This window comes from Acinetobacter sp. GQ146 (assembly GCF_059758585.1).
In genome coordinates this window covers 46,170-66,018 of the sequence record NZ_JCAXDV010000005.1, presented here as the reverse complement: position 1 = coordinate 66,018, position 19,849 = coordinate 46,170, and the positions used below count along the sequence as shown (strand labels likewise).

Sequence of the window (19,849 nt, the reverse complement as noted above, 5' to 3'; positions counted from 1 at the left end):
AACAATGTTTGAAAAAATTCTAATTGCAAACCGTGGTGAAATTGCCTGCCGTGTCATTCGTACCGCGAAAAAGTTAGGTATTGCCACAGTTGCGGTCTATTCAGATGCCGATGCACAATCTCAGCATGTTAAACAGGCCGATGAAGCCATTTATATTGGTGAATCCCCTGCCGCTCAAAGCTATTTACAGATTGAGCGCATTATTCAGGCGGCACTTGCAACAGGTGCTCAGGCAATTCATCCAGGTTATGGTTTTTTATCTGAAAATGACCAATTTGCCGAAGCCTGCGAAAAAAACAATATTACCTTTATTGGTCCACCTGTTGCCGCAATTTTAGCGATGGGCTTAAAAGCCACCTCCAAAGCATTAATGGAAAAAGCGGGTGTACCACTCACTCCAGGTTATCATGGCACCAATCAAGATGCTGCTTTCTTGAAAGAACAGGCCGATCAGATTGGCTATCCCGTCTTAATTAAAGCCAGCGCTGGTGGTGGTGGTAAAGGCATGCGTCTAGTAGAGCGTGAATCTGATTTCCTGAGTGCCCTAGCTTCTTGTAAAAGTGAAGCAAAGTCGAGCTTTGCCAATGATGACGTTTTGATTGAACGCTATGTCGTGCAACCGCGTCATATTGAAGTTCAGGTCTTTGGGGATAAGCATGGCAACTACGTTCACTTGTTTGAACGTGATTGTTCGGTGCAACGTCGCCACCAAAAAGTGTTGGAAGAAGCACCAGCACCCCTCATGCCACAACATAAACTCGAGGCCATGCGCCAAGCCGCGATTGATGCTGCACGAGCAGTAAACTATGTTGGTGCGGGCACAGTGGAATTTATTGTTGAACAAGATGGCACCGCGTATTTCATGGAAATGAATACACGCCTACAAGTTGAACATCCTGTAACGGAAATGATTACCGGACAAGATTTGGTTGAATGGCAATTGCGCGTGGCTTATGGCGAGCCTTTACCTAAGCAACAACATGAGTTAGAGATTTGCGGTCATGCCATAGAAGCACGTGTCTATGCAGAAGAACCTGAAAAAGGCTTCCTCCCTGCAATTGGTCAGATCAGTTATTTACATTATCCTGAACAGAATCAGCATGTTCGTGTGGATAGCGGTATTGTAGAAGGTGATGAAATTACCACCTTCTATGACCCGATGATTGCCAAGTTAATCGTATGGGGGGAAAACCGTGAAGCTGCATTGGTGCAAATGCACCGCGCTTTGGGGCAATTCCATGTAGAAGGCTTGGGCAATAACATTGCATTCCTAGATCGAATCATTCGTTGTGACTCATTTAAACATGCCAAGTTAGATACCAACCTGATTCAACGCGAAGATGCCTTCTTAATGAATGCTGAACCCGCTTCAGCAGAAACTATTGTATCTGCGGCATTGATCGAGCTATTAAAACGCTTTCACCAACAGCAAAAATCACATTCAGTCTGGTCTTCCTCACCGCTTTGGCGTGTCAATGTGAAGACCCAATACAGTGTGAAATTACAGCTCAATCAAGAAACTATTGAGGTTCGCTTTTCTGCAATTGATAACGGTTTTATTGCTCACTATCAAGGTCAGGAATATCCAATTCAAGGGCAATTACTCGATGCACATTTAGCCCAACTCAATTTAAATGGTCAACAAGTCAAATTGGCATTTAGTGCAGATGCAGACCACTTGACCGTATTTAAAGAAGGTCAAACCTACAAATTTGCCTATGTCCGTGCCAATTATGGCAATAGTGATACCCAGCACAACGAAGGTAACTTAAAAGCACCTATGCCGGGTGTAATTACCCAAGTTTTGGTCGAAGCCAATGCCCAAGTGAAAAAGGATGACATCCTGCTCACTTTAGAAGCCATGAAAATTGAATATGCAATTCGAGCACCGCGTGATGGCGTGATTACTTCTGCCTACTTCCAAGCGGGTGACCAAGTCAAAGCGGGTGATGAGCTGGTGGAATTTCAAGCACTAGCGGAGGAAGTCGCATGACGGAATTTGTGAAAATCGTAGAAGTCGGTCCGCGGGATGGTCTTCAAAATGAGAAAACACCACTTTCACTGCAAGACCGTAAACAGCTGATTCTGGACTTGGTGCAAACAGGACTCAAAGCCATTGAAGTGGGTTCGTGTGTTTCGCCAAAGTGGGTGCCGCAAATGGCATATAGTGATGAACTCTATGCACAATTGCCGAAAGACACAGATATTCAGTTCAGTTTGCTCACCCCAAACATGAAAGGCTTTGAATCTGCACTGGCTGTAGGCTGTAAAGAGGTTGCGGTATTTACCGCAGCTTCTGAAAGCTTCACACAAAAGAACATTAACTGTTCCATTGATGAAAGCTTTGAAAAATTTGCCGACATACTAACGGCTGCCAAGGCACATGATATTAAGGTCCGAGGTTATGTGTCTTGTATAGTCGACTGCCCCTATGAAGGTGCAATTGATCCGAAGCAAGTCAGTCAAGTTGTGACCCGTTTGTTTGATATGGGCTGTTATGAAGTATCTTTGGGAGAAACCATTGGCACAGCAACACCGAATCGAGTCAAAAAGGTTTGGGAAGCCTGTTTAAGCGAATTGGATGCCCAATTTATGGCAGGACATTTCCACAATACCTATGGTATGGCCATCGCCAATATTTACCAGTCGCTAGAACAAGGCATTCGTGTTTTTGATTCTTCAATTGCTGGTCTGGGTGGTTGTCCTTATGCCAAAGGTGCTTCAGGAAATGTCAGTACTGAGGATTTATTATATTTACTGAATGGTATGGGCTTTGAAACAGGCATTAATGTTGAGGCACTCATGCTGGCTAGCCAGAATATTAGCATACGATTAGACCGCCAAAATCCTTCAAATTATGCCAATGCTTATTTACAAACGCGTTGTGCCTAATCAACGGTACACATTAATCAGCCGCTCAATGAGCGGCTGAAGTACTTTTACAAACCACTCTTGTTTAATCTGCAGAGATATCTTCAAAAAGTACAGAAGATAAATAGCGTTCACCGCTATCTGGCAAAATCACCACAATGTTTTTACCTGCATTTTCAGGACGTGCTGCCAACTGCGCGGCTGCGGCCATGGCTGCACCACAAGAAATCCCCACTAAAATACCTTCTTGTGTCGCAGTTTTACGCGCCCAATCGATTGCATCTTGGCTAGCAATTGAAATGACTTCGTCCACCAAGTCCAAATCTAAGTTCTTTGGAATAAAGTTTGCCCCAATCCCTTGAATCTTGTGTGGTGCAGGTGTGATTGCTTCGCCACGTTTGGTTTGACTAATAATTGGAGATTCGGCCGGTTCTACCGCGACTGAATAAATCGGCTGATTTTTCACTTTTTCAAAGAATCGTGAAATCCCTGAAATTGTACCACCCGTTCCTACGCCAGCCACCAAGATGTCGACCTGACCATTGGTCGCTGCCCAAATTTCAGGCCCTGTCGTATCTTCATGAATTTGTGGATTGGCTGGATTTTCAAATTGTTGGGGCAAATAGTAAAGCTCAGGTTGCTCCGTTGCTAAACGAACGGCTTCATCAACCGCACCTTTCATGCCTTTGGCAGCTTCGGTGAGCACCAAGTTTGCGCCTAATGCTTTAAGTACTTTACGACGTTCAATACTCATGCTGGCTGGCATGGTTAAAGTAATATCATAACCTTTTGCTGCTGCTACAAAAGCCAAGGCAATCCCCGTGTTGCCACTGGTTGGCTCTACAATATGCATACCCGCCTTTAACACACCACGCTTTTCAGCGTCGGCAATTAGTGCAGCACCAATACGACATTTCACTGAAAATGCAGGATTACGGCTTTCAACTTTTGCAAAGACATTTGCGCCACCAGAAATGACACGATTAATACGTACCAAGGGCGTATTACCGATTGCTTCGGCATTATTACTATAAACCGCGATACCTAAATTATTCGGTGTTGGAAAGGCTGAATCAGTACTCATGTTATATCCCTAAGTTTATTCACTATTTATAACTGAATCATGATACAACCAATTTTACTGAAATACAGAAAGTGCTCGGAATTTTCTGTTGATTTCTGTTTAAAAACACGCGACTGAAATCGCTTGTTCTGGCATTTCCTTATGCCATTTCAAGTTTAGGCCTGTAATACCGTTTGGTTCCATTGTTCTAGTACAGAAACAGCAGCAGTAAAATCCAACTGCTCTGCCTGCGCTTTCGGAATTTCTTTAAACAGTGCTTGAATACTTTCAAAAATCGGGACAGTTGACTCCTGCTGTTGCGCTAAATCCAAGCCGATCCCAATATCTTTTTGCAGTAAATTCAAAGCAAACGTTTTTGGGAAAGTTCGGTTTAGTACCTTTTGCGCCATGATGGAATCCGACACCGTACTTTTTCCACTAGAATGATTAATACAATTTAATGCAGCCGTAACATCAACATCCTGCTGTTTCAGAATGGTCAGCCCCTCTGCCAAGGCCCACAAATGTGTTGCCATTAATACATTGTTCACGGCTTTTACGGCAAAGCCTGAACCACTACATCCGACATATTCGACCAAGCCTGAAAATGCTGAAATGATAGGTAAAGCCTGCTGATAGGCTTGCTCGTCTCCACCGATCATCACGGTTAAAGTACCGCGCTCTGCGCCAATGGTTTGCCCCGATACTGGCGCATCTAGATAAGCGATCTGATCTTGCTGCAACTGCTGCGAGAGCTTACGCGCTGAATCTGGCACGCCACTGGTACAGTCAATCCAGATACTGCCAGCTTTAGGTGGATAGGCCGCAATTAACTGTTCTACATCGGTACTGGTTGGCAGGCAAGAAAAGATGAAATCAGCTTGCACTGCTTGTTCTAAACTTACCACCTGTGTCGCAAATTGCTGTGCATGCTGTTCGGCTTTTTCAGCGGTGCGGTTCCAGACATAGACTGGTAAACCAAGCTTTGGCAAATGGGAAGCCATATGCCAACCCATTGCCCCCAACCCAATAAATGAAATACTTTTACTCAATTGATCTCTCCATTCAGGTTCATTAAGAACCTTGCACAACGCTGTTGTTCGCTTCACTTTCCACGCTTTGAACTTTTGCTACCGTCTCTTCACCACGGTTTAAGAAGAGGTTGAGTAAAATCGCCGCCAAGGTCGCGGTGCCAATCCCGCCCAAGTCAAATGAACCAATGTGCAAGCTGAAGTTGCCCGCGCCCATAATTAAACTCACAGCGGCAATAATCAGCGTGCTGTTTTGCGTGAAATCGACTTTGTTATCGACCCAGATTTTGGCACCAGCGACGGTAATTAATCCAAATACCACAATGGATGCCCCGCCTAACAATGCCACTGGAATCGTGCTGATCACCGCACCGAATTTGGGTGACAAGCCCAGTAAAATCGCGAAGATCCCTGCGACCACAAAAATGGTGGTGGAATAGACTTTGGTCACTGCCATCACCCCAATATTTTCAGCATACGTCGTCATACCCGTACCGCCCACCGAAGCAGATAATGAGGTACAGACTCCATCGGCAAAGAAGGCGCGTCCCATATAAGGTGATAGATTTTTGCCTGTCATAGCAGAAACAGCTTTGAAGTGTCCCAAGTTTTCTGCGACTAAAATAATCGCGACAGGCGCAATCAGTAACATGGCATTGCTGTCAAATACGGGAGCATGGAACGTTGGGAGTCCAAACCAAGCAGCATTGCCAATGATGGAGAAATCAATCGGTTTACCCCAGCCCATCACATTGGCAAGTAAAAAATACAAGAAATAAGAAGAACATAGCCCCAGTAACAACAATAGACGACGTACCATACCGCGGGTAAAGACGGCAACCGCACTAATACATAAAATAGTCACCAGTGCCATCCAAGTATCAAAGGTATTACCAGACACACTCTTAATGGTAATCGGCGCAAGGTTTAAACCAATGATCATCACAATCGCACCCGTGACAATCGGGGGCATCAGTTTCTCAATCCAACCTGTACCTGTTTTCATCACCACCAAGCCAATCAAGGCATAAATCATACCGCAGGCAATGGTTCCCCCCAGTGCGAGAGCTATATTCGGATTTGCGCCAACACCTGCATACCCCGTTGCCGCAGCAACGGCACCAATAAATGCGAAGCTCGATCCTAGATAGCTAGGCATTCTGCCTCCTGTCATCAGGAAGAATAGGATCGTTCCGATACCTGTAATAAAAATGGTCAAGTTCGGATCAAAGCCCATCAGCATCGGTGCCAATACCGTTGCGCCAAACATGGCAAAGGCATGCTGCAAGCCTAAAACGATGCTACGTCCTACTGGCAGGTATTCGTCAATTTGCACAGGGGTTGTATCTAAATCGCCTTGGTAAGGCTTAAATTTCGGAAACCACGATTGTTTTTCTTGCATGGGTTTCGCCTCCTTCATTCGGGTTGGTTCTTTAGCACATACGGTGGGGTTCACAATAAGCACGATTAAAATACATCAGTGCATTCAAGCCCTGATTCTGCTGAATGGCTTTGACCTGACAGAATAAGACATCATGACTCCCGACGCTCATGCTTTGTACAATTTCGCAGTCAAAACTAATCAGCGCATCTTGCAAAACGGGTGCTTGAGTAGTGAGCGTGTCCCATTGACCCGCAGCAAAACGTTCATGCATTGGCGTTTTTCCGCCAAACACATTGGAAAGCGTCATTTGATGTGACGCCAAGGTATTCACACATAACACCTTATTGGCCTTAAATGTTTCGAACACTGAAGCCGAACGGTTTAAACAGACCAACAAGGTCGGTGGCGTATCCGTTACGCTGCATACGGCTGATGCAGTAAAGCCCGCTGTGCCTGCGGCACCCGATGTGGTGATCACATTGACTGCTGCACCTAAATTTGCCATGCCTTCTCGGAAGGTTTTTTGGTCTACGTCGCTATGCTTATTTTTTTGCGTGCCATGAATTTGTTCTAAGCAGTCTTCTTTAATCAAACTTTTGAGTAATTCGCTATTCATCTTATTTCTCCTATTAAGCGAGATATCGCTACAAACTAAGCAGTAGCGACATGAGCAATACTGGCAATTTCAACTAAAGCATCGGGTTTAACCATACCGACCTGAATGCAATAGCGTGCTGGTTTATCTCCAGGAAAATATTCTGCATAGACCTGATTAATGGCTGCATAATCTGCCCAGTCTTTGACAAAAATATGGTTGAAGGTCACATCATCCATAGTGCCGCCCGCTTCTTTGAGTACCGATTGAATGGTTTCTAAAATATGTCGTGTCTGTGCGGCGGCATCTCCGACATGCACGACATTGTTATTTTCATCAAAGGCCAATGTCCCAGAAACATACACAATATTGTCTGCCTGAGTTGCAGGAACATACGGTGCTAAAGGTTTAGAGGTTCCTGCTGGAATAATCACGTGTTTAGGCATATTGTTAACTCCTTGGATTAGGCAGATTTTGCGAGTTGATCGGTATTGGGTACAAAGGTATCGATAAAACTTTGTGTATCCGACACCCAGCCAAAAAAGGTTTTAATGTTGTATAGACTTGCTTCTTGTATTTCTGCAGGTCCTGCTTGATAACAAGCATCTTTTAACGCTACCCCAAAGTACTCGAGGAAAAAGCCATCGCGTAAGGTTGATTCCACACAGACATTGGTCGCAATGCCCACGAAAACTAAATTACGGATACCACGGGCACGTAACATGCTGTCCAAAGCCGTATTGAAGAAACCGCTGTAGCGTGGTTTTTCAATCACAATGTCTTGTGCTAAAGGCTGTAACTCATCAATCAGTTCAAAGTCCCAGCCCCCTTTTGCCAATAATTGCCCCTGGAGTTCGGGTTGCTGACGCATGGTTTTTAGCGCATTAGACTTATGGAAATTCGGTGAACCCCGACCTCCCGCTTCTACATAGTGCTTGTCCCAGCCATTTTTAAAGTAAATCACTTGAATGTTCGCGGCATGTGCCGCTTCAACTGCCTTTTTAATGTTTTGTACCACGGGTTGAGTCGTTGAAACATCAAAGCCTGCCAAGTCCAAGTAGCCTCCCTCTGAGGTATAGGCATTTTGCATATCAATCACGATTAATGCGGTTTGTTCAGGTGCAAACTGAATGTTTTCTGGTTCCGCCTTTAAGGTTTTCCCTAATCCTGATGCTTCAGTAAAATCACTAATCACGGTATGTGTGTTGACTTGATTCATGCTGATTTCTCCAAAACAGTTACAGGTGCTTGTTCAGCAAGATCCATCACGACATTTTGACGACATTGCATCAACGGTTGAATTTTTTGCCCAAAATCTTCTACGCCCTGAACAAAATCATCAAAGGTCAATAAAATGCCTTCCGTGCCTTTAATTTCGCCAATTTCATCCAGCATCGCTGCCACTTTTTCAAATGAACCGACCAACGTTCCCATGTTGATATTGACAGGTGACACGCTCGATGCCATTTGGCGGATATTGGTATCTGTGCCTGAAGTGGTGTCTTTTCCGCCTTGGTTCATCAGCCAGTTGATCGCTTCCAGATCTGCACCATCGTTATAGCTTTGCCATTTTGCAAAGGCTGCTTCGTCAGTTTCAGCCGCAATCACCATGAACAGCACATAGGTTTGCACGTCACGCCCAGTTTTATCGGTATGCATTTTTAAACGGTCATTAATCTCAGCATACGCAATCGGCGTATTTAAACCTTTACCAAAAACGAAGTTGTAATCAGCATATTCCGCAGAAAATGCCAGCCCAGTGTCCGATTGACCTGCACAGATAATTTTCATGTCGGCTTGTGGTGTTGGACTGACACGGCAGTCCTGCATTTGAAAATGCTCGCCCTTGAAATCTGACTTGCCTGTTGCCCAGAGTTCCCGAAGAATTTGCACATATTCCGATAAGTACTCATAGCGTTTGCCGAAGTATTCATCTCCCGGCCACATGCCCATTTGGGTATATTCAGGGGCTTGCCAGCCTGTGACCACATTCAAACCAAAACGACCATTAGAAATAGAATCAATCGTTGCTGCCATACGTGCCACAATCGCTGGCGGCATCACTAAAGTTGCTGCGGTTGCATAAATCTTGATTTTACTGGTGACAGCAGCTAAGCCTGCCATGAGTGTGAAAGTTTCTAGGTTATGATCCCAAAATTCGGTTTTGCCACCAAAGCCACGTAGCTTGATCATGGACAAGGCAAAATCAAAACCATAATGCTCGGCACGTTGTACAATTTTCTTGTTGAGTTCAAAGCTTGGCATGTACTGCGGAGCATTCTCAGAGAGTAACCAACCATTATTTCCGATCGGGCAAAAAACACCTATTTTCATTCGCTACATCCTCTTTTCATTAGGAAATACTGAAGATTTAAATTCTGATAAATATTCAGAATAAAAATTTATGATTCTTAATTTAAAGATTGCATAGAGCATGCCAACTTTATAATACCTATATATATCAGTTGTTTATATATTTTACAAAAATTGTGTATTTTACCGATGGGTAAAATAACTGATTTTAGAATGCACTTTTTTTGTGATCCATGATCTAAATTTGTGCATATTTTTTACCAAATGGAAAAATATTACCTATAAAAAAAAGCACTGTCATTTGCAGTGCCTTGCTCAAAATAAAGCATCAAATCATTGTTGTGTACAGAACTATCCAACTGCGCGTTGCATGCTCTTAAAGTGGGCTAATTGTCCCAGAATAAGCTGGTTAAATTCATCAGGTATCGTCATAGTTAACGCATGCCCACCACGTGGCAATATTTCTAAATCTGCATGTGGAAGCACTTGTTTTAAAAAGTAACTTTGCTGATAAGGCACAAGAAAATCATCTTCCGTTGCAATCAAATACACTGGAATTTTACCTAAACTCAAAAGTGTCTCGTCACTGAGCTGATAACTCATCAGGGCTTTTAGCCGTGTAAATACATTCAACAACGGTGGAAACTGCATAAGCTGTTTATTTTCTTGTATTTCAATCGCGGCAATTTGTGCTGAAATCCATGCAGGTGGATATAAAAACAGGGCTTGTGCTCGGACATAGGCTTCGGCACCCGCATATTGCAATAACGCGATTCGAGCATTAAAACACTTATGTGTATGGGCATCTAAATGCTGCCAACCATTGACAATAGTCAATGAAAGCATTGATTTTTCAGTTTTTTCCAACAAAACCGCCAATTCTGCGCCAATAAATCCACCCAAGGCATGTCCAATAAAGTGAAATTGTTGAATATTTAAGATGTGTAGCAAGTGCAAAACCTGTTCTGCCAAATGCCTCATACTGTAATCATCGTCCAGAATTTCACTGCTTTTATGACAGCCTTCCTGATCATAAATCACCACATGAAAATATTGTTGTAAGGCACTAATTTGCGGTGCCCAGTATTGTCCATGTCCCCCTAAACCCGAAGAAAGTAGCAGATATTCAGCCTGTGGATGTTCAGATAAAAAAAGTTGGTATTGCATACAGTTTGCCTTTAAAAATTGTGCTCCTTAGGCTTTAGAGCAAAATTTATGCCGACTGTGGTTTGCAACGGCTTTGCAATGATTCCATAGACTTGATAAAAAGCTACAGCGTTGTTCAGATACGTTCTGTTACGTACCTAATGTTTTATTTAGCAGCAAAAGCATTTGTATTCTTGCGGAAGATTGCACAAAATAATCCCCGAAACATGGTTCAAAGGAACAACAATGTCCAATAAAGGTTATCGCCAACTTTATCGTCAACTCACACAGAAAATTCTAAATAAAGTAGTGAGTCCACAAGTATTAGGCACGACCACAGAACTTGAACAGCAAATTTCTAGTACAACTGAGTCCAATCGTATTTGTTATGTTTTACAAGATGCCTCTTTAAGCAATACGGTGCTGATTGATACTGAAGCCCAAAAAAGAAAACTCCCTTCGGTTTATCAACCTCTTCAAGTTGCCACAGCGACTGAAGAAGACTCCATTTTGGTTCTGAATGATAAAGATCATCTTAAACAAGGATTTCACTACCCTGAAAAACTGATCCGTTTAATTGAGGCGCTTGAACAACATCCGGATCAGGATATTGATTTGGTGCCTGTTACCATGCTGTGGGGACGAGCACCTGAATATGAAGATTCTTGGTATAAAGCTCTGTTTGCGGATGCATGGTCAACGCCATCGCCATTAAAACAAGCCGTGAATATTTCGCTCTACGGGCGCGAAAACTATTTAGAGTTCCATAAGCCACTTTCTTTAAGAAAGTTACTTACTGAAGCCAAAGAAATCAGTCCTAACTTTTCACCTGCGCATCATGTGATGCAACAACTCAATTTAAGTTTTAATAAGTATAAAGAAGCAATTTTAGGTCCCGATCTGTCCGACCGTCGTAATGTCATTCAAAATCTGATGATCAGTGACAGCATTAAACAGGCCATTCGTAAAGAAAGCATTGATGAAAATATCAGTCTGTTTGAAGCTGAAAATCGTGCGCGACATTATCTCACGGAAATTGCATCTGACTTTTCTTACTCGACGCTACGGTTTGGCTATTTGGCGCTGACCAAGCTCTGGACTCAACTCTATGATGGCATTGAGGTTCATCATTTCGACACGGTACGAGAGCTGGCGCAGGACTACGAAATTGTCTATACCCCATGCCATCGTAGTCATATTGACTATTTATTACTGTCTTATGTGATTTTCAATCGGGGTTTAATGGTGCCGCATATCGCAGCGGGAATTAACCTGAATTTACCGATCGTTGGGCAACTTTTCCGTGGTGCTGGCGCATACTTTATTCGACGTAGCTTTAACGGCAATGAACTGTATACTTCTGTTTTTAAAGAGTATTTACACAGTTTGTTAATGCGAAATACCCCTTTGGAATATTTTATTGAAGGTGGGCGTTCACGCACTGGCTTATTACTGCCGGCGAAAAAAGGGATGCTCTCGATGACCATTCAAAGTCATTTACGTGGAAATTCAAAGCCTATTGCCTTTATTCCGACATATTTCGGTTATGAAAAGCTACTGGAAGGCACATCATACTTAAACGAATTGAGTGGTAAGCCCAAAGAGGCTGAATCACTTTGGGGTATTTTAAGTTCGGCACGAAAAATTGAAAAAGTTTTTGGACAGGTCTATGTCAATTTTGGTGAACCTGTATTCCTCAATGATGTTCTCAAACAGCAAAATGCAGAAAAAGTAAGCCTAAAATTAAATGAAAAATTACCCGAGTCTGTTGTCCAGACAGTCGACCAAACGGCTCAATCGATTTTAGAAAATATCAATAAAGCGGTGGTGATTAACCCGATTTCCATTATTTCTTTGATTTTACTGAATGCGCCACAACACCAATTGCGAGAATCCGACTTAATTGTAAGCTTGGATCAATACCGTAGCCTACTCGAACAGAATCGTTATGATCAACGCATGATTATTTCAGAGCTGTCCAGTGCTGAGATTATTCAATATGCCTTGAAGCTAAAACAGGTCGAAATTCACAGCAAAAATGACGAAACTTGGATTCATGTTGCAGAAAGTCAAAAAATTCTGTTGAGCTATTTTAGCAATAACATTCTGCACTGTTTTATTTTACCTGCTTTGCTTGCGCGTATTCTAATTCAGCAGCCACAGCTTGAAATGAAACATCTGCATGACAAGGTTCAGTTGCTCTATCCATTTATTCAGGAAGAATTTTTCCTGAAATGGCCTTTACAAGAATTAGCTTTGCAAGTTGAAGCCATTTTAAATAGCTTTGAAAAGTTAAATTGGATTGAACGTAAAGCAAACCAAATACTCGTGTCTAAAGCGGCAGAGTCAGAACTTCAGCGATTGGCCGTGCTGTCAGAGCCTAGCCTGAATAACTTCGTGGTAATGCAAACTTTATTTCGCCAATATGCCAATACTCAAGCTTTCTCAGAAAAAGTATTTGAAAAAATGGCTAAATCAGTTTTACACAAGCTCAGCCATGATCAAGTGATTGCCCCGGGCTATTATTTTGACAGTGCTACCTTAAAAGGCTTTATCACTGCGCTGAAAAAGTTAGCTTTAGTTGAAATCACCCGTGAACATCTGTTGCTTTCTCCAGACTTTGCTAGCCAAATGCAAAATTGTTTTGCTTGGTATTTACAAGAGCGTCAGGATGCTTTTGAACAAGCAACCCATTTTAGTGATAAGGAACTTAAGCATTTTTATGACAGTGTAAAAGCCAAAAAGAATTAATCTGCAATTGGCATAGCATGCAACATCGACGTGCATGCTATGTGCCCTACTTATAAATAATATTGATAATTATATTCATTAAAAACCATCGAGATTGAAAAAAAGCATACATGTAATCTGCATTTTCTGGCTTTATAATATTGTCCTACGTAAAATGAGGCGGTCTTATGGAAAATGATTTTGAAATTACATCAATGCGAAATTCTGCAGAGCATGTAGTCAGTATTTTAAAATCACTGGGTAATACAGATCGTCTCTTGATTCTGTGCCATTTGGCCAAACAAGAACTGAATGTTTCTCAAATTGAACAAATTACCCAAATTACTCAACCAACACTTTCACAACAACTCATGATGCTACGTAAAAGTGATGTCGTTAGCACGCGCCGTGATGGCAAACAAATTTTTTATTCGATTAAAGATGAAAAATTGGTACAGGTACTGCAAACCTTATATGAACTGTATTGCACGAAGGCCGTGTTGAATTGAGCAGTTTTTTTAAGTTTTGGTTTTTCTTCTGTGTTTTTGTGCATAATAGATCTAAAGTTGCGATTTAGATCAGAATATGACCCAATCTAATAAAAAAGATCTTCAGTATTTCCCAGCTTCAAAATGGTTGTTTGATTATAATTTTAATAAGTTTAAATCAGACCTGCTCTCTGCATTCATTGTAATCGCAATGTTGGTACCGCAAGGCATGGCCTATGCCATGTTAGCGGGCTTACCACCGATTACTGGACTGTATGCCAGTGTCTTCCCAATGATTGTGTATGCACTATTTGGTGGTAGTCCCACACTTTCCATTGGTCCTGTGGCCATTATTTCAATGATGACTTTTGCCACACTGAGTCCATTTTATCAAGCAGGATCTGAGGCTTATATCCAAGCTGCGGGTCTACTCGCCATATTGGTGGGTGTAATTTCTTTATTGTTGGGGATTTTTAGATTCGGTTTTCTTATTCAGCTGATCAGTCATCCTGTTATTCATAGCTTTATTATTGCTTCGGCTTTGCTAATTGCCTTAGGGCAAATTAAATTTTTACTCAATCTGCCGCTACAGTCGAATAATATTCCCGAATTGGTGACGAGCCTGTTCCATAGCATGGGTCAGACGCATTTGGGTACGTTGATATTTGGTAGTCTTGCCATCGCATTTTTGGTTTTTATCCCCAAAGTGTTAAATGTAAGTCATATACAGCAACGCTATAAATTTGCTCATTTTTTTGTTAAAGCAATTCCCTTAATTTTAGTGGTACTTTCTATTACGGTTGTTTCATATTTCCAGCTGGAACAACTCGGTATTAAAACTGTAGGGGAAATTCCTTCAGGCTTTCCGCCTTTAACCCTACCGACATGGAATACAGAACAGATCTTAACGTTATTGCCCGGCGCCAGCATGATTGCCATGATCAGTTTTGTCGAATCTTTGTCAATTGCGCAGGCAACGGCATTACAGCAAAGAAGTGCTTTGAATAGTAATCAAGAGTTAATTGCTTTAGGGCTTTCTAATCTCAGCGCTGGGCTTAGTGCGGCTTTCCCTGTTACAGGTAGCTTGTCCCGGACTGTGGTTAATGCCGATGCTGGGGCAAAAACCCCCATGGCAGGCATTCTCTCCTCATGTTTTATTGTGTTTGTCAGTCTGTTTTTTACTGGCTTTTTCCAAAACCTTCCCTTAGCAATTCTTGCCGCCACAATTATTGTGTCAATTTGGAAACTGGTCGATTTCAATCCTTTTTTTGAAACTTGGCATTATTCCAAAGCAGATGGCCTCGCCATGTGGATTACCTTTTTTGGGGTTATTTTTATCGATATTTCGACTGGACTGATTATTGGGGTAATTTCGACTTTTATTTTGTTACTTTGGCGTATTAGCCGACCACATATGGTGGTTATAGGTTTGGTTGAAGGCACTCAGCATTTTCGTAATCAGCAACGCTATCCGGTTAAAACCACAGAAACCGTGCTTTCATTAAGAATTGATGAAGGTTTAAATTTTTTAAATGCCAATAGCTTTAAAGACTTTTTTATTAACGCCGTGAGTGAAAAAAAGCTGGTCAAATATGTCGTGATTAACTGTTCTGGTATAAGCAGTATTGACTACAGCGCACTGGAAATGCTGGAAGAGTTGGATGCAGAACTTCAAAAACTCGACATTCAATTACATCTGGCCGAAGTCAAAGGTCCGGTCATGGATAAACTGATTCACTCAAGACTCTTCACTCGTTTAGAAGGACGAATTCATTTGACCCATTACCAAGCCATTCAAAGTTTAGCACCTGAATTTTTAAGTCACGCTTGAAAGCTAAGTAAATAATTTAAAAGCTGTTATTTGCTTAAAAGCTTCATTTTGGGCTGAATTATGCAATAAAATTCGGTTTTTGATCGATTTAAAACAGAAAATATCAACTTTAAAAATAATAAGTTAGTTTTTATAGCAAAAAAATTTTTATCGATTTTAAATTTTAGGTATAGAATTGCACACTAAATTTTAACCCTCTGCCCTCGTAGTACTGACAAGGCTAACCTATGTTTTCAGCTTTTGCGCGTTTAAGTTTAGTTACGCGAATCATTATCGCCATTATATTAGGGATGGCAGTTGCCTTCACATTCCCTGATGCAGCTCCTTACTTGAGCCTTTTAGGTGACCTTTTTATTAAGGCGCTGAAGTCCGTTGCCCCTATTTTGGTTTTTGTGTTGGTTATGGCTTCCATTACCAACTTTAAAGTTGGACATAGCGCAAACCTGCGTCCAATTATAATTTTGTACGCTGTTGGTATGTTACTCGCGGCATTCAGTGCTGTAGTTGCTAGTTTGGCTTTTCCAAGTACCCTATTCTTAGATATTCCAGCGCAAAGTGACTTACAACCGCCTGGTAGTCTGGCAGAGATTTTAAAGAATTTACTTTTAAGTTTTATTGCAAACCCAGTGGTTGCGATTAGCAATGCAAACTTTATTGGTATTTTAGCGTGGGCAATTGCGCTAGGTTTAGCCTTCCGCCATGCGCAAGACACAACCAAAGCCTTCATTTCCGATGCTGCACATGCTGTCAACCAAGTCATTCGTATTGTGATTAACTTTGCACCGATTGGTATTTTTGGTCTAGTTGCCGTCACCTTTGCCGATGCAGGTCTTAAAACCCTAGAAAGCTATGCACAGTTATTGGCAGTATTGGTAGGCACCATGTTCTTTGTGGCATTGGTGATTAACCCGATCTTAGTGGCATTGGTCATTCGTCAAAACCCTTATCCATTAGTCTTCCAGTGCTTACGTGAAAGTGGTATTACCGCCTTCTTTACCCGTAGTTCTGCGGCAAACATTCCAGTCAACCTCGACTTGGCTAAACGTTTAGGTGTGAATGAAGCGACTGCTGGTGTTGCAATTCCATTGGGTGCAACCATTAATATGGCGGGTGCATCTGTGACCATTACCGTATTAACCCTAGCAACCGTCAATACCTTAGGGATTTCTGTTGACTTATCGACCATGCTAATTTTATCTGTGGTTGCGTCGATTTCTGCATGTGGTGCGTCGGGTGTAGCGGGTGGTTCTTTACTGTTAATTCCAGTTGCATGTGGTCTATTTGGTATTTCATCTGACATTGCGATGCAAGTCGTAGCGATAGGTATGGTGATCAGTGTACTTCAGGACTCAACCGAAACTGCTTTAAACTCATCTACTGACGTTTTATTTACCGCAGCAGTTGATCGTGCAGCCCGTTAATATTATTGTATAAATAATAACTTAAGCGATTCTTGGATGGTTGTATCACGATATGCCATTTCAAACTTTACCTATGTGGATGCAATTTGGGGCATTCTTTCTCGCAATTAATGCGGGCATGATTAACGTACTCGGGCTGGTGACTGTATTGCACCAGTCCGTTTCCCATATGACGGGAAACGTGAGTATGCTAGCGATGGCACTCATTCACTGGCATCCTGCGACCATTCTGTACTTATCTCTGGTGATTCTGTGCTATGTAGCTGGGTCCTGTTATAGTGGACTCATACTCGGCAGCGGCCAAGTTCAACTTGGTCGTCGTTATGGTGTGCCACTGAGCCTAGTGGCTCTGTTCATTTTATTGTGCTGGATTTTTCTCCCCTATTACCCTCGTTATGCCTTATTGTGGGCGTGCGCAGCCATGGGCGTCCAAAATGCGATGGTTAGCCATTACAAAGGCACAATTATTCGAACGACCCATCTTTCCGGAGTATTAACCGACTTAGGTCTCGCTGTGGGCTATTGTCTGCGGGGCTTAAATGTGGGACGGCGGCGAATTATTTTACATTTACTCATTTTATTTGGCTTCCTGATTGGCGGATTGCTTGCAAGCCTGATTTATCCTTATTTAAAATTGAATGCATTCTTGATTCCAATGTGCTTAAGTGCAAGTTTAAGTCTGGTGTACTGGATCATTTATTTTCGATATCGTCATCATTAACCTTTTTGGGAATTTATTATGGTTAAAAATGCATTACAGGCTCAATTATTAAAAGCGGGTCTGGTAGATAACAAAAAGGCAAAAAAGCTCTCGAAACAGGCGGTGCATGGGCAACGTACTGGACAAAATGATGATGCAGAAATTAAAGCGAAAATTGCCAAAGATCAGCAAGAAAAAATGGCAAAAGACCAAGCGCTAGAACAAGAAAAGAAAGCCATCTTACAGGAAAAAGAGCTTAAAGCAGCCATTGTACAAATGATTCAGCAACACAAAATTAAAGATGTTGCAGGTGATATTGCTTACCAATTTATTGATGACTCGAAGATCAAAAGAGTTTACCTCCAACAGCAAGTATATAATGCGTTGGTCGCTGGCAGTCTGGTCATTGCCAAAGATCAGGACAGTTATGCTTATCTTCCTAAAGCATTGGCAGATCGCATTAATGAAAAAATGACGGGCTTTATTATCGTCAACAATTCTGAAAAGAATGAACAAGTGACTGATGAGGAAGATCCGTATGCAGCATACGTGATTCCAGATGATTTAATGTGGTAATCAAAAGGGCGTCATGATGACGCCCTTTTTTATAAAGTCTTGGTTTGGGATTAAAACTTCATGGTGGCTTTAAGCAGCGCTTGACGTGCATCGCCTTGTGATTTCGCATTAAAACTATTCTATTTACATGTGATAATGTATTGAAAATGTTATTCAAATACGCATGAAAGCAGATAGTTTATAAACTATTTCTTTTGCAATTCTATAGAGGTCGGTTTTGGAGCAATTTGCTATTCATAAACGCATTCTAGACTGGTCAGATCAGTACCCTTTACTGGATATGTTTTTATCCCTCGGTCTCATCATTATATTGGCCATTTTAGCTAACTTCATTGCTAAACGAATTGTAGTTCGAGGCATCCGTAAAATTATAGAAAAAGTAAGTTTTGCGAATCAGGATGTTTTTTCACAGCATAGTGTCATTCGTCGTATTGCGAATATAGTGCCCGCCATTATTGTGATGAATGGTATTATTACCGTACCGCATTTATCTCCCAAAATTGTCAGTCTGGTACAAATGGGAGCGCAAGCCTTTATTTTCTTGACCATTGCTCTTGCGATTGGTGAAAGCCTCAACATCTTTAATCTGGTTTATCAACGTAATCCAAAATCTAAAAACAAGCCAATTAAAGGCTATTTGCAACTGATTAAACTGATTATTTTTGTTGTTTGTGGGCTCATGATTTTAGGCACCTTCCTCAAAAAAGATGTATTCACTTTACTGGCTGGATTTGGTGCCATGGCCGCGGTACTGATGCTGGTTTTCCAAAATACAATTTTGTCTTTGGTTGCTTCTGTACAAATTTCATCGTATGACATGGTTCGTATTGGGGACTGGATTGAAATGCCATCTTTAAATGCCGATGGTGATGTCATTGATATGTCCTTACATACCGTCACGGTGCAGAATTTTGATAAAACTTTTACCACGATTCCCACCAATAAGCTGGTGACCGATACCTTTAGAAACTGGCGCGGTATGGCGCAGGCTGGTGTACGCCGTATTAAACGTTCTCTTTATATTGATCAGAGCAGCGTACACTTTATGGGTGAAGAGGAACAAAAGAAACTTAAAGACTTTTTATTGCTGGATCAGTATTTAAATAGCAAACAAGAAGAACTTGAACAGTTCAATTTACAGCTGTCTAATCAAGCCATTTATAACCAGCGCCGTTTAACCAATCTGGGGACTTTCCGTGCCTATATTGAATTTTATTTAAAACAGCATCCTGGCATTGCGCAAAATCAGACTTTACTCGTGCGTCAATTACAACCAACAAGCGAAGGTTTACCGATTGAAATCTATACTTTTGCCAATACCACCGTTTGGAAAGATTATGAAGCGATACAATCGGATATCTTTGATCATCTGATCGCTATTTTGCCTGAATTTGGTCTAAAAATTTATCAAGCTCCATCAGGTTCAGATATGAAGTTTTTAGCCCAGCAGACTGCTCATACTGCCCAAAACAACTCACATAATCATTATGTAGAACACTCATAAGGCTTCTGTAGTAGCGGAATACCATGACAGGACATTGGACTGAATGACTCTGCTATAGCCTTGAGTATATATTTGAACGGCAATTGCATTTCCCCTCTTTTTGAGGGGATTTTTGTGCAAGCCATATTTGAACTGCAACGATGTATTGATTCATCCCATCAAGGAAATTTTGACTTTAAAAGACCTCAGGAAGAAC

Annotated in this window: 17 protein-coding genes; 9 read left to right on the top strand and 8 right to left on the bottom strand. The window is 41.7% G+C overall.

Going from position 1 to position 19,849, the window contains the following annotated elements:
* Nucleotides 1-4: 4 nt before the first annotated feature.
* Nucleotides 5-1,993, top strand: coding sequence for an acetyl/propionyl/methylcrotonyl-CoA carboxylase subunit alpha (locus AC6CHI_RS09800; protein ID WP_498121017.1), 1,989 nt, complete (start codon nucleotides 5-7; stop codon nucleotides 1,991-1,993).
* The gene (locus tag AC6CHI_RS09795) at nucleotides 1,990-2,892 is read left to right on the top strand and encodes a hydroxymethylglutaryl-CoA lyase (RefSeq protein ID WP_498121016.1); all 903 of its coding nucleotides are present in this window, start codon (nucleotides 1,990-1,992) and stop codon (nucleotides 2,890-2,892) included. The genes AC6CHI_RS09800 and AC6CHI_RS09795 overlap by 4 nt, the downstream gene beginning before the upstream one ends.
* Nucleotides 2,893-2,956: 64 nt before the next feature.
* On the opposite strand, the gene cysK is transcribed toward AC6CHI_RS09795, so the two are convergent.
* The 8 genes from cysK to rutD form a co-directional block, all read right to left on the bottom strand.
* On the bottom strand, nucleotides 2,957-3,955 hold the full coding sequence (gene cysK / locus AC6CHI_RS09790; RefSeq protein WP_458892051.1) for a cysteine synthase A: 999 nt from the start codon (nucleotides 3,953-3,955) through the stop codon (nucleotides 2,957-2,959).
* Between the two features lie 155 nt (nucleotides 3,956-4,110).
* Nucleotides 4,111-4,950 carry an NAD(P)-dependent oxidoreductase gene (locus AC6CHI_RS09785; RefSeq protein ID WP_498121235.1) on the bottom strand — a complete coding sequence of 280 codons (840 nt, stop codon included), beginning with the start codon at nucleotides 4,948-4,950 and terminating at the stop codon, nucleotides 4,111-4,113.
* A gap of 58 nt (nucleotides 4,951-5,008) precedes the next feature.
* Complete coding sequence (rutG, locus tag AC6CHI_RS09780; protein ID WP_498121014.1) at nucleotides 5,009-6,367, bottom strand: pyrimidine utilization transport protein G; 1,359 nt, start codon at nucleotides 6,365-6,367, stop codon at nucleotides 5,009-5,011.
* A gap of 31 nt (nucleotides 6,368-6,398) precedes the next feature.
* On the bottom strand, nucleotides 6,399-6,965 hold the full coding sequence (rutF, locus tag AC6CHI_RS09775) for an NADH-dependent FMN reductase RutF (RefSeq protein ID WP_458892047.1): 567 nt from the start codon (nucleotides 6,963-6,965) through the stop codon (nucleotides 6,399-6,401).
* 35 nt (nucleotides 6,966-7,000) lie between these two features.
* Nucleotides 7,001-7,390, bottom strand: a complete 390-nt coding sequence (rutC, locus tag AC6CHI_RS09770; protein ID WP_458892046.1) for a pyrimidine utilization protein C — start codon at nucleotides 7,388-7,390, stop codon at nucleotides 7,001-7,003.
* Nucleotides 7,391-7,407: 17 nt separating this feature from the next.
* A complete protein-coding gene (rutB, locus tag AC6CHI_RS09765; RefSeq protein ID WP_498121011.1) occupies nucleotides 7,408-8,163 on the bottom strand; it encodes a pyrimidine utilization protein B in 756 nt (251 codons plus the stop codon).
* On the bottom strand, nucleotides 8,160-9,278 hold the full coding sequence (rutA, locus tag AC6CHI_RS09760; protein ID WP_498121009.1) for a pyrimidine utilization protein A: 1,119 nt from the start codon (nucleotides 9,276-9,278) through the stop codon (nucleotides 8,160-8,162). The genes rutB and rutA overlap by 4 nt, the downstream gene beginning before the upstream one ends.
* A gap of 330 nt (nucleotides 9,279-9,608) precedes the next feature.
* A complete protein-coding gene (gene rutD, locus AC6CHI_RS09755) occupies nucleotides 9,609-10,424 on the bottom strand; it encodes a pyrimidine utilization protein D (RefSeq protein WP_498121008.1) in 816 nt (271 codons plus the stop codon).
* Between the two features lie 225 nt (nucleotides 10,425-10,649).
* On the opposite strand from rutD, the gene plsB reads away from it, so the two are divergent.
* The 7 genes from plsB to AC6CHI_RS09720 all read left to right on the top strand — a co-directional run bounded on the left by plsB (nucleotide 10,650) and on the right by AC6CHI_RS09720 (nucleotide 19,653).
* Nucleotides 10,650-13,154, top strand: a complete 2,505-nt coding sequence (gene plsB, locus AC6CHI_RS09750) for a glycerol-3-phosphate 1-O-acyltransferase PlsB (protein WP_498121006.1) — start codon at nucleotides 10,650-10,652, stop codon at nucleotides 13,152-13,154.
* A 167-nt stretch (nucleotides 13,155-13,321) separates the two neighbouring features.
* The gene (locus tag AC6CHI_RS09745; protein WP_458892038.1) at nucleotides 13,322-13,642 is read left to right on the top strand and encodes a metalloregulator ArsR/SmtB family transcription factor; all 321 of its coding nucleotides are present in this window, start codon (nucleotides 13,322-13,324) and stop codon (nucleotides 13,640-13,642) included.
* Nucleotides 13,643-13,718: 76 nt separating this feature from the next.
* Nucleotides 13,719-15,452 (top strand): SulP family inorganic anion transporter, encoded by a 1,734-nt coding sequence (locus tag AC6CHI_RS09740; RefSeq protein ID WP_498121004.1) that lies wholly within the window; start codon nucleotides 13,719-13,721, stop codon nucleotides 15,450-15,452.
* Nucleotides 15,453-15,679: 227 nt separating this feature from the next.
* Nucleotides 15,680-16,873 (top strand): serine/threonine transporter SstT, encoded by a 1,194-nt coding sequence (gene sstT, locus AC6CHI_RS09735; RefSeq protein ID WP_458892034.1) that lies wholly within the window; start codon nucleotides 15,680-15,682, stop codon nucleotides 16,871-16,873.
* A gap of 52 nt (nucleotides 16,874-16,925) precedes the next feature.
* Nucleotides 16,926-17,594, top strand: coding sequence for a YoaK family protein (locus tag AC6CHI_RS09730; RefSeq protein WP_458892033.1), 669 nt, complete (start codon nucleotides 16,926-16,928; stop codon nucleotides 17,592-17,594).
* A gap of 18 nt (nucleotides 17,595-17,612) precedes the next feature.
* A complete protein-coding gene (locus tag AC6CHI_RS09725) occupies nucleotides 17,613-18,149 on the top strand; it encodes a DUF2058 domain-containing protein (protein WP_498121001.1) in 537 nt (178 codons plus the stop codon).
* A gap of 217 nt (nucleotides 18,150-18,366) precedes the next feature.
* On the top strand, nucleotides 18,367-19,653 hold the full coding sequence (locus AC6CHI_RS09720) for a mechanosensitive ion channel family protein (RefSeq protein ID WP_498121000.1): 1,287 nt from the start codon (nucleotides 18,367-18,369) through the stop codon (nucleotides 19,651-19,653).
* Nucleotides 19,654-19,849: the final 196 nt, after the last annotated feature.